The 10,797-nt window shown below is 69.2% G+C and carries 10 protein-coding genes; 8 read left to right on the top strand and 2 right to left on the bottom strand.

The genetic code is table 11. The features are described 5' to 3' along the window. The first annotated feature begins 20 nt into the window (after positions 1-20). From GX015_RS10795 to GX015_RS10775, 5 genes are all read left to right on the top strand, one after another. Positions 21-1,493 (top strand): TIGR01777 family oxidoreductase, encoded by a 1,473-nt coding sequence (locus GX015_RS10795; protein WP_366926286.1) that lies wholly within the window; start codon positions 21-23, stop codon positions 1,491-1,493. Positions 1,494-1,632: 139 nt separating this feature from the next. Then, complete coding sequence (locus tag GX015_RS10790) at positions 1,633-3,729, top strand: MMPL family transporter (protein WP_291345060.1); 2,097 nt, start codon at positions 1,633-1,635, stop codon at positions 3,727-3,729. 57 nt (positions 3,730-3,786) lie between these two features. Next, complete coding sequence (locus tag GX015_RS10785; protein WP_257996095.1) at positions 3,787-4,884, top strand: aldo/keto reductase; 1,098 nt, start codon at positions 3,787-3,789, stop codon at positions 4,882-4,884. A gap of 159 nt (positions 4,885-5,043) precedes the next feature. After that, positions 5,044-5,694, top strand: a complete 651-nt coding sequence (locus GX015_RS10780; protein WP_291345058.1) for a helix-turn-helix domain-containing protein — start codon at positions 5,044-5,046, stop codon at positions 5,692-5,694. Then, positions 5,691-7,223 carry an MDR family MFS transporter gene (locus GX015_RS10775; protein ID WP_291345056.1) on the top strand — a complete coding sequence of 511 codons (1,533 nt, stop codon included), beginning with the start codon at positions 5,691-5,693 and terminating at the stop codon, positions 7,221-7,223. The genes GX015_RS10780 and GX015_RS10775 overlap by 4 nt, the downstream gene beginning before the upstream one ends. Before the next feature lie 9 nt (positions 7,224-7,232). On the opposite strand, the gene GX015_RS10770 is transcribed toward GX015_RS10775, so the two are convergent. After that, complete coding sequence (locus GX015_RS10770) at positions 7,233-7,865, bottom strand: GNAT family N-acetyltransferase (RefSeq protein ID WP_291345054.1); 633 nt, start codon at positions 7,863-7,865, stop codon at positions 7,233-7,235. A gap of 56 nt (positions 7,866-7,921) precedes the next feature. Beyond that, positions 7,922-8,797: a LysR substrate-binding domain-containing protein gene (locus tag GX015_RS10765; protein WP_291345052.1), complete on the bottom strand. Its 876-nt coding sequence runs from the start codon at positions 8,795-8,797 to the stop codon at positions 7,922-7,924. Between the two features lie 38 nt (positions 8,798-8,835). On the opposite strand from GX015_RS10765, the gene GX015_RS10760 reads away from it, so the two are divergent. From GX015_RS10760 to GX015_RS10750, 3 genes are all read left to right on the top strand, one after another. Next, positions 8,836-9,183, top strand: coding sequence for a DUF5997 family protein (locus GX015_RS10760; RefSeq protein ID WP_291345051.1), 348 nt, complete (start codon positions 8,836-8,838; stop codon positions 9,181-9,183). Continuing rightward, positions 9,180-10,052 carry a 3-oxoadipate enol-lactonase gene (pcaD, locus tag GX015_RS10755; protein WP_291345050.1) on the top strand — a complete coding sequence of 291 codons (873 nt, stop codon included), beginning with the start codon at positions 9,180-9,182 and terminating at the stop codon, positions 10,050-10,052. Before GX015_RS10760 ends, pcaD begins: the two co-directional genes overlap by 4 nt. 639 nt (positions 10,053-10,691) lie before the next feature. Further along, positions 10,692-10,797, top strand: a 106-nt coding sequence (locus GX015_RS10750) for an acyl-CoA dehydrogenase family protein (RefSeq protein WP_291345062.1), incomplete at its 3' end; no start/stop codon positions are given.

Here is a 10,797-nt window from a genome sequence, read left to right as displayed (position 1 = left end):
CCGGCCCGAGAGGACGACCAATGGACATCCCGTTCATCGCACCGACCACCGCCCGTTTCACCCACCTGCTGTTTCATCCGCGCGAGCGGGTGGTCGACTGGTTCGCGCGGCCCGGCGCGGTGCGCCGCCTGACGCCGGGGTGGCTGCCGATGACGCCGACGTCGGAGGCGGCGAATCTCCGGGACGGCGTCACGACGTTCGACATGCCCGCGGGCCTCACCTGGGTCGCCGAGCATGACCCGGAGGAGTACGTCGCCGGTCATCGTTTCGCCGATCACGTGACCAACGAGCCGTTCCGCCGCATGCTCGCCTGGCGCCACGTCCACCGGTTCGAGGACGTCCGCGGCCCCGGCGACGACCACCCGGCATGGTGGACCAACGTCGTCGACGAGGTGACGTCGCGGGCGCCCCGCCGGGCCATCTCGGGCGTCTTCGCTTACCGCGCCGCTGTGCTGGAGGGCGATTTCGCCGCCGCGGATCGGCTGGCGTCCGTCCTCTCTTCTTCTCTCTCGTCCTCGGGCGACGACGCTTCGTCCACGGGCGCGGCGCACACCGACCACGGCGACCGGCCGCATCCGCTCAACGATCTGCCCCGCAAACGCATCGCAGTCACGGGTGCCACGGGCACGGTGGGTTCCGTGTTGTGCGCGCTGCTGTCGACGTCGGGCCATGACGTCGTCAAGCTCAGCCGTTCGTCCTCGACCGAGGCGAGCACCCGCACGTGGGATCCCGAATCCCCGGCGGCGGACCTGTTCGACGGCATCGACGTGCTCATCCACCTCGCGGGCGCGCCGATCGCGGGGCGCTTCACGGACAAGCACCTGGCCCGGGTCCGCGACTCCCGCGTGGGACCCAGCCGCAAGCTCGCGGAGCTGGCGGCCGAGGCGGGTCTGGAGGCGGTCGTGTCGGCGTCGGCGGTCGGGTACTACGGGGCGGACCGCGGCACGGAGCTTCTCGACGAAGCCGCCCCCGCCGGAGACGGCCCCCTCGCCGACATCGTCCGGGACTGGGAGGCGGCGTGGAATCCGGCGCGGGAGGCCGGAATCCGCGTGGTGAACATCCGCACCGGCCTGGTGCAGGCCGGCGGCGGTGGCCTGCTGCCGATCCTGGCTGGCATCACGTCGACGGGCCTGGGCGGCAAGCTCGGCGACGGCGGCCAGTGGTTCCCGTGGATCGCGCTGGACGATCTGCTGGACGTCTATCACCGCGCCGCGCTCGACCCGGAGTGGTCGGGGCCGATCAACGCGGTGGCGCCCAATGGCGTGGACAACGAGGAGTACACGAAGACCCTGGCGAAGGTCCTGCGGCGGCCCGCGGCGATCCCCGTGCCCAAGGCGGGCCCGAAGCTGATCCTCGGCGGACGCGGCGCCGAGGAGCTGGCCTTCGCCAACCAGAGGGCCGTTCCGCGGGTGCTGGAACGGGCCGGCCACGTCTTCCGTTTCCCCGATCTGGAGGCCGCGCTGCGCCACGAATTGCTGCGCAACGATAACTAACATGCCGACATAGCGTCGATACGTTACCCCCGCCCGGGCACGTCGTTCACCCGGAGTGCACGATGCGTGAAAAGCTGGGCCAATGAGTTCCGGAAGCCGATCGGCGCGACTACCCGTCAAACACATCACGTCCAAGGCCATGGCCGCGATCACCATCCTGATCGGCCTCCTTTTCGTGGGCGGCCTCACCGGCCTGACCTCGAGCCTGGAGCCCGGCGATTCCGCGCCGGCGACCCTCCCGCAGGACTCCGAGTCCGCGAAGGTCCAGCAGCTCGCCTCCGACTTCCCCGGCGGCGACCAGCTGACCGCCATCGCGGTGTACTCCCGCGAAGACGGCGAGCCGCTCGGCCCGCAGGACATCGGCGCGGCCCAGGCCTCCGCCGAGGCGATGGCCGGCATCGAACTGCCCGAATCGGCCCTCGAGCAGCTCGGCGACTGGGAGGGCGACAAGACCGTCGAGCAGCTCTCCCCCGCCGTGCCGCTGGCCGAGGAGGCCGCCCAAGCCGTCCTGTCCCTGCCCGGCGACATAAACGGCGCCGGCCTCGCCGACTCGATCTCCGAGATGCGCGACGCCGGCAAGCAGGACCTCCCCGAGGGCCTGCAGCTCCAGGTCACCGGCCCCGCCGGCTTCGCGGCCGACACGGCGTCGGCATTCGATGGCGCGAACTTCGCGCTGCTGGGCATCTCGGCGCTGGTCGTCGCGGTGCTGCTGATCCTCACCTACCGCTCCCCGATCCTGTGGCTGGTGCCGCTGCTCACCGTGGCCATCGCCGACCGCGGCGCGTCGCTGCTGGTGGAGTTCGTCGCGTCCTTCACGTCGCTGCAGTTCGACGCCTCGACGTCGGGCATCATGTCCGTCCTCGTCTTCGGCGCCGGCACCAACTATGCGCTGCTGCTGATCAGCCGCTATCGCGAGGAGCTGCGCCGCCACGAGGACCACCGCGAGGCCCTGGCCGTCGCCACCCGCGCCTCGACGTCGGCGATCGTGTCCTCCAACCTCACCGTCGTCTTCGCGCTGCTCGCGCTGGCGCTGGCGATCGTGCCGGCCTACCGCTACCTTGGCATCTCGCTGTCCATCGGCCTGCTGGTCGCCCTGGCCTTCGCCCTGTTCGTGCTGCCCGCCGCCCTGTCGCTGTGCGGCCGCGGCCTGTTCTGGCCGAAGATCCCGCGCGTCGAGGACGAGTCGAAAACCGCGAAGTCGTCGGGTTGGTACAAGGTCGCCGACGTCGTGTCGAAGCGCCCCGCCGCGTACCTCGCCGGCATGGTCGTGCTGCTCGCGGTGCTTGGCACCGGCCTGTTCGGCGCGAACATCGGCCTGTCCACCACCGAGCAGTTCCGCACCGAGTCGGAGGCCGCCGACGGCCTGGACACCATCTCCGAATACACCTCCGCCGGCGCCGCATCGCCGCTGTCGGTGATCGCGCCGACCGCCTCCGTCGGCAAGGTGACCGAGGCCATCGAGTCCGTCGACGGCGCCGAGCTCCAGGGCCCGCCGACCGAATCGCTCGACGGCGCGCTGACCCGCTTCACCGTCATCACCGACTCCGAGCCGGCCACCGCCGACTCCTTCCGCGAAATCGAGGCCCTGCGCGAGGCCACCCACGAAGCCGACCCCGAGGCGCTCGTCGGCGGCCAGTCCGCCCAGACGCTGGACACCCGCGACGCCACCGCCCGCGACACGCTGCTGATCGTCCCGATCATCCTGGTGGTCATCCTCTTCCTGCTGATGATCATCCTCCGCGCCGTCGTCGCCCCCATCTTCCTGCTCATGGCCACGACGCTCTCCGCCGTGGCGGCGCTCGGCGCCGGTGCGCTGGTCTCGGAGCACATCTTCGGCTTCCCCGCCCTCGACGTCTCCGTGCCGCTGTACTCGCTGATCTTCCTCATCGCGCTGGGCATCGACTACACCGTCTTCCTGGTGCTGCGTGCCAAGGAGGAGGCCGCCGGCTACGGCACCACCGAGGGCATGTCCCGCGCGGTGGGCCTGACCGGCGGCGTGATCACCGCCGCGGGCATCGTGCTCGCCGCCGTCTTCGCCGTGCTCGGCGTGCTGCCGCTGATCACGCTGGGGCAGGTGGGCATCGTCGTCGGCCTGGGCATCCTGCTGGACACCTTCCTGGTGCGCACCCTGGTCGTGCCCGCCCTCTTCGACCTCCTCGGCGACCGCATGTGGTGGCCGTCGAAGCCGCCGAACGAGCGCGCCGACGCCGAGAAGCAGGCCACGCTGGCGTCGTAAAGCGAAAACGGCCGGGGACGGTAGCGGCATTCGCCGGAAAAGCGCATCCTGGGTGCCATGTACCCGGACGTCTACGCCGCCGCCCCCGACCACCACGACGCCATGCCCCACCGCCGGGCGGGCGCTTCCGGCCTGAAGCTGCCGGAAGTCTCGCTCGGCCTGTGGCACAACTTCGGCGATGACCGCCCCTTCGACGGCATGCGCGCCATCGTGCGCCGCGCCTTCGACAGGGGCGTCACGCATTTCGACCTCGCCAACAACTACGGCCCGCCGCCCGGTTCCGCCGAGGAGAACTTCGGCCGCCTGCTGGCGAAGGATCTGGCGCCGTACCGCGACGAGATCACCGTGACCAGCAAGGCCGGCTGGTGGATGCAGGAGGGCCCGAACGGCTTCGGCGGCTCGCGGAAGTACCTCGTGGCCAGCTGCGATGCGTCGCTGAAGCGCATGGGACTCGACTTCGTCGACGTGTTCTACCACCACCGCCCCGACCCGGACACCCCGCTCGAGGAGACGATGGCGGCGCTGGACTTCATCGTCCGCTCCGGCCGCGCGTTGTACGCGGGCATTTCCAGTTACTCGCCGGCCGCGACCCGCCGCGCGCAGGCCATCGCCCGCGACCTGGGCACCCCGCTGGTGCTGCACCAGCCCAGCTACTCCATGTTCAACCGGTGGATCGAGCGCCCGGGCAGCGGCGGCGAAGGCGCGGGCACCTCCGACGTCGCCTCGGCCGGCTCCCCCAGCCTCCTCGACGTCGCCGCCGACGAGGGCATCGGCGTCATCGCGTTCTCCGCGCTCGCCCAGGGCCTGCTCACGGACCGCTACCTCGACGGCGTGCCGGAACATTCGCGGCTCGGCGACGGGAAGATGGATTCCGGCTTCCTCACCGATGAGACGCTCGCCGCCATCCGCGCGCTCAATGGCATCGCCGCCGAACGCGGCCAGACGTTGGCGCAGATGGCCATCTCCTGGGTGCTGCGCCGCCCGGAGGTCACGTCGGCGCTGATCGGCGCGAGTTCCGTCGCGCAGCTCGACGCGAACCTCGATGCCGCCGGTGCGGAGCCCTTCACCGACGAGCAGCTGGGCGCCATCGACGAGTGGGCCATCGACCGCGGCATCAACCAGTGGGCCGGAGCGACGAAGTCCGTGCGCGACTGAGCCCTACGTCGGCCGAGCCCCGCTTCTCCGCTTGACGACGACCCGACGCCCCCATGTGACAGCCTTCACACAGGGGTGCGATGTGCGACAAAGCACACCACAATCTGCATTGCGCGCAAACTTGCACCGGGTGTAGCTTTGCACCTTGTGGAACAAACTGTGAATTCGGAGTGCGGCCTGCGCGAACTCAAGCGCCGGCGCACCCGCCGGAGCATCGAGGATGCGGCGATCACCCTCATCGCCGACCGCGGCTACGACGACGTGACCGTCGAGGACATCTGCGCGGCCGCCGAGGTGAGCCGCCGCACCTTCTTCAACTACTTCTCGTCGAAGGATCACGCGGTCTTCGGCCGCGGCATGCTGGTCTTCGGCGACGAGGAGGCCGAGGCCTTTCTCGACGGCGCCGCCGGCGACCCGCTGCGGGAACTGCTGGCCATCATCGAGGCGGGCGTCGTCTCACCGTCCACCGAGGACGACGACCTGCCGGACCGCGTCGAACGGCACCGACGGCTGCGGAAGCTGCGCCGTGAAATCATCCACGCCACTCCGCACATGCTCACGGTCTCGATGACCAGCCAGGCCACCACCCTGCGCCGCATGCGCGCGGCCACCATCGACTACTTCGCCACCCACCCCGACGCGCGTCGGCGGCCGGGCATCGAGGCGGAGGAGGAAGCCTCGCTGATCAACGCCCTGATCCACGAATCCGTGTGGTTCGCCGCGTCGAGGGAAACCATCGACACCAACCCCCGCCCCATCACCGACGCGCTGACCGACATCGTCGAGTACACGAAGGAGCTGAACCAGTGACCGCCACGTCCCCCGCCGTCGCCGAGCACACGCAGATCGTGGAAAAGAACCGCGGTCACCTCGGCCTGATCCTCGCCGCGCTGATCCTGTCGATGCTCATGAGCTCTCTGGGCCAGATGATCTTCTCCACCGCCCTGCCGACCATCGTCGGCGAGCTCGGCGGCGTCGAACACATGTCGTGGGTCATCACCGGCTTCCTGCTGGCGCAGACGATCGCCTTGCCGATCGTGGGCAAGCTCGGCGACATGATCGGCCGCAAGGGCCTGTTCCTCTTCGGCATCTCCGCGTTCATCGTCGGCTCCATCATCGGCGCCCTCGCGCAGGACATGACGCTGCTCATCCTCGCCCGCGCCTCCCAGGGCCTGGCCGCGGGCACCCTCATGGTGTCCTCGCAGGCGATCATGGCCGAGGTCGTCTCCGCCCGCGAACGCGGCAAGTACATGGGCCTGTTCGGCGCGGTCTTCGGCCTGAGCTCCGTGCTCGGCCCCGTGCTCGGCGGCTGGTTCACCGACGGCCCCGGCTGGCGCTGGGGACTGTGGATCAACGTCCCGCTCGGCCTCATCGCCCTGTTCTTCGCGTGGCGCTACTTGACCCTGCCCAAGCGCCCCACCACCGGCGACTTCGACTGGATCGGCACGGCGCTGATGGTCATCGCCACCTCATCGCTGATCCTCATGTCCACGTGGGGCGGCACGCAGTACGCGTGGGGCTCCCCGATGATCATCTCCCTGATCATGACGTCGGCGATCGCCTGGATCCTGTTCGTGGCCGTCGAAAAGCGCGCGAAGAACCCCCTCGTGCCCATGAAGCTGTTCGCCAACCGCAACTTCGTGCTCACCACGCTCGCCGGCTTCGCCATGGGCGTCGGCATGTTCGGCACCATGGCCTACCTGCCCACCTACCTGCAGATGGTCCACGGCATGTCGCCGACGCTGGCCGGCATGATGATGATCCCCATGATGATCGGCATGCTCGGCACGTCCATCACCGTCGGCTGGATCATCAGCCGCACCGGCCACTACAAGTGGTATCCGGCCGCCGGCATGGCGCTCGTCGCCGTCGCGCTGTTCCTCATGTCCACGCTCACCCCCGGGACCCCGGCCTCGCTCATCGGCGGCAACCTGTTCCTCATGGGCTTCGGCCTCGGCCTGGTCATGCAGGTGCTGGTGCTCATCGTGCAGAACTCGTTCCCCGTCCGCGTCGTGGGCACGGCGACGGCGTCGAACAACTTCTTCCGGCAGATCGGCGGCGCGGTCGGCTCGTCCGTCGTCGGCGCGATCTTCATCCACCGCATGCAGGACCTGCTGGCCCAGCGCATGCCCGCCGGAACCGACTTTTCCGCCGGCGACGCCTCGACGCTGACGCCCGCGATCCTCGAGAACCTGCCCGGCCCGATCCACGACGTGGTGGTGGGCAGCTACAACGACGCCTTCACGCCGGTGCTGCTCATGCTCGTGCCGCTGATGGTCGCCGCGGCGATCATCCTGGCGTTCGTCCGCGAGGACAAGCTCAAGGAGACGGTGGAGTAGGCCCCGCCCCTACGCCCCGACCTGGTCGGCGGCGTTGTCCAGCTTCTCCAGCACGGGCCGCACGGGGTCACCGGATTCCTCGGCCTCCTTGATGGCGCGCTTCTCGGCGCGCTCCTCGGGCTTTTCCAGGAGCCGCTCGAGGATGATGATGTCGCGCCACTGCCCCGCCATCGGCCCGTAGGTCATCTTGGCCATGTGGTGGTAGACGCCGACCTCGCGGAACCCGACCTTGCGGTGCAGCTTCAGCGAACCGACGTTCTCGGGGAACACCCACGAGTGGATGGACCAGCAGCCCTTCTCGGTCGCCTCGTCGATGAGGTGCTTGAGCAGCGCCCCGGCGATGCCCATCCCCTGCCCGTCGGGGTGCACGTAGATGGAGTCCTCGATGACGCCGCGCAGGATGTGCCGCTTGGACACGGGGGACGCGGACGCCCACGCGAGGATCTTCGACGGATCCTCGTCGGAGGTGGCGACGTAACACAGGTCCAGGCGCTTCAGCGCGCTGAATCCCTCCCAGTCCGGCGCCGAATGCTCCCACGACGCATGCCCGGTGTCGAGGCCGATTTCGTAAATCACCTGCACCTGCGGGTAGTCGTCTTCGCGCATCAACCGGATGCTGAATCCGCGGTTTCCGTCAGCCATACGTCCAGTCTGTCGGATTTGGCGGCCCGCGTCGAATGAATCGATGAAATGCCTGTTCAGCGTCGCCGCTTCGGCTTGCGCGCACCGGACTTTCCCCGGCCGCCGGGGCCGGCGGGCTTTCCGCCCCGCTTGCTTCCCAACGCACCGCCGCGCGCCGCGCCTCCCTTATCCGCTTGACGACGCGCTTGTTTGGCCAATGTTTTCTCGCGCGCGCTGAGCTTCTTCTGCGGCGGTTCGCCGGCCGTGAGCGCCGAGCGGCGGGAGCCTTCGCGGCGGCCGCGGACGATGCCGGCGAGCTCCTGCGTCAGCTCGTCGTCGCCCGACTTCGGCCACGTCAGCCACAGCGTCGTCGGGCGGGCGCCGTCGGCCGGGGCGATCTCGCGGTGAGTGGTGCCGCGGGCGTTGAGGGCGCGCAGCAGGGGCCGCGGCGCCAACAGCACGCCCGCGCCGGTGGCCACGACCTGCAACATCTCGCGCACCGCACCCGGGTCGGCGGGGCCAGCGTCTCCGCCGGAGGCGTCGAGAAGCACCGTCTCGCCGGACAAGTCCGCGCGGTCGACGACTTCGCCGTCCTTGAGCAGCGAAAGCACGTGCTCCTTTTCCACGGCGATGCCCGCGGCCTCGTCGTAAAGCCTGATGCGATGCAACGCTTCGTCTTCCCGCGGATCTCGGGCCAACGCCATGTCCGCCCGGCCCGCGGCGACCTCGAGGACCGGGTCGTCCGCGGAAAACGACGTCAAGGCCAGGCCCGTGCGCTCCCGATAGCGGCGGAACCACTTCTCCGGCATCGCCCCCGGCACGAACGCCACCCGCAGGACGCGCTGCCGCGGAGACTCCAAGGAGTCTCCCCGATCAGCGGGAACCCCCTCCGGGGCCCGATCGGCGGCATCCCGGCGCGGGGCGTCGGCGTGGTCGGCGGTGTCGGTCGGCATGAACGCCATGCTACGTCGCCGGTGCTACCGTGGGGCCCATGAAACCCCTGACCGCGGCCAAGAAACTGGGCATCTACCTGCCCGCGACCCCCGAAGAATTCCAGCAGTCGGACTTGAGCCACGAGCAGTTCGTCGAGCTGCAGCAAAACCCGCCCGAGTGGCTCGCCGACCTGCGGCGCACCGGCCCGCACCCGCGGCCCGAGGTGGCGCGCCGGCTGGGCATCACCATCACGGCGCTGAAGTCCAACGACATGGACAAGCCGCTGACCACCGAGGACATCAAGGCCCTCCTGGCCGACCAGCCCGACTGGCTGCGCGCGGCCCGCACGTCCCTGGCCGAGCAGCGCGCCGGCGCCGCCGAGCGGGAGGACGGGGGCGCGGAGTGACCGGGCGCGACGCGGGCACCGTGGAACTCGCCCACGACGTCCATGCCCACGACGTCCATGAGCCCCGCACCGTCGCGGAGGGCGCTGCGGCAGGCGGCGCTCCAGTCGGCGACACTGCGGCGTACGGCACCGAGTCACCGCACTCCCCGAAGACCGCGATCCTCCTCGGATCGCTCGGGGCGTCCCGCGACATGTGGGACCCGCAGGTGGAGGCGCTGGCGGACAAGGCGCGCATCATCACCGTCGATCTGCGCGGCCACGGCGAATCGCCCGCCCCGGCCGGCGATTACGAGATGTCCGATTTGGCGGGCGACGTCCTGGCGCTGATGGATTCCCTCGGCGTCGAGCGCGCGCACCTGGTCGGACTGTCGCTGGGTGGCGCGGTGGCGCAGACGATCGCGCTGGAGAACCCGGAGCGCATCGCCACCCTGACGCTGATTTCCACCGCCCCCAAGTTCGGCGAGTCCGACGCATGGCGGGACAAGGCCGCGAAAGTCCGCGCCGAAGGCACCGGCGTGCTGGCCGACACCGTGGTGGGCAATTGGTTCACCGACGACTGCTTCGCGACGAACCCCGCACTCCCGCAGCGCTTCGCCGACGGCATCCGCGCCACCTCCGACGAGGGCTACGCCGGCTGCTGCCACGCGATCGCGGGCTTCGACTCGCGCGACCGATTGGCCGAGATCACGGTGCCCACCAGGGTCATCGCGGGGGCGGAAGACACCTCCACTCCCCTCGACGTGGTCACCTCGTTATGCGACGGCATCCCGGATTCGACGATGACCGAGATTTCCCCGGCGAAGCACCTGGTCAACATCGAGAAGGCCGAGCAGGTCAACCGCGTCCTGGCCATGCACTGGGGCGTGTAGCGCCGGCCTCGTCCCCGCGCGCTTCCAGCTCCCACGAGATCACGATCCAGGCCCCTGATCGCGATCTCGTCGAATGTGCGGCCCCCACCAACGCGCACCCACGCACAAAGCGAGGCGGCCATCCTGTTCCAAGGGATGGCCGCCTCGCTTTTCGTGTGCAATTGGAGGTTGCGTGTGACTGACTGTCGTGACTGTCGTGGCAGTTGACCACTGAGCGCAACGATAAACCCCGACCTGCGCCGACGCGATTAAACCAATGAAAAGCTTTCGTTAATCACCCCCGCCGAACCGGGCGCCATTCGAAAAACGGCGAAAGATCCCCGCTGGTAAATGGCACTTTTTTAGGCTGCCCTAAGTCGAAGGGGAAACGACGAAGCGGGGGTAGCACCGATCCGTCGAAAAGCCCCTCAACCTGCACGTTCCCCATCAAAAGCGACCCCATACCCCCATCTCGCAAACGTGACGCGCACCTCAATTTTGGCAAATTCGGGGGCAATGTCACGATCTCCGGTGGCCTCGGTCACATATTTATGCATAATGGTTGAGACAGACATACCGGCGAGCGCACCGCCGTCCGACCCCCGTCAGACGACCCCGCGCCGCACGGTCACCGCAAGGCCGAGCCACGAGGAGACACCCATGAAGGACTTCCTGCCCCGCACCCACTTCTCCGAAGAGCACGAGATGTTCCGCGACATGGTTCGCGGCTTCGTCGAGAAGGAGATCACCCCCAACGTCGAGCGCT

Origin of the sequence: Corynebacterium sp. (assembly GCF_012837295.1) — a bacterium.
GTDB lineage: Bacteria > Actinomycetota > Actinomycetes > Mycobacteriales > Mycobacteriaceae > Corynebacterium.
The sequence above is the reverse complement of the archived record's forward strand: the minus strand, read 5'-3'. Positions and strand labels throughout refer to the sequence as shown.

Bases quoted from the DNA above. Each gene is read 5' to 3' on its own strand.
- GX015_RS10765 (WP_291345052.1), bottom strand. From the start codon at position 8,797: ATGCCGACCGACACCGCCGACCACGCCGACGCCCCGCGCCGGGATGCC.
- GX015_RS10785 (WP_257996095.1), top strand. From the start codon at position 3,787: ATGTACCCGGACGTCTACGCCGCCGCCCCCGACCACCACGACGCCATG.
- GX015_RS10760 (WP_291345051.1), top strand. From the start codon at position 8,836: ATGAAACCCCTGACCGCGGCCAAGAAACTGGGCATCTACCTGCCCGCG.
- GX015_RS10795 (WP_366926286.1), top strand. From the start codon at position 21: ATGGACATCCCGTTCATCGCACCGACCACCGCCCGTTTCACCCACCTG.
- GX015_RS10770 (WP_291345054.1), bottom strand. From the start codon at position 7,865: ATGGCTGACGGAAACCGCGGATTCAGCATCCGGTTGATGCGCGAAGAC.
- GX015_RS10790 (WP_291345060.1), top strand. From the start codon at position 1,633: ATGGCCGCGATCACCATCCTGATCGGCCTCCTTTTCGTGGGCGGCCTC.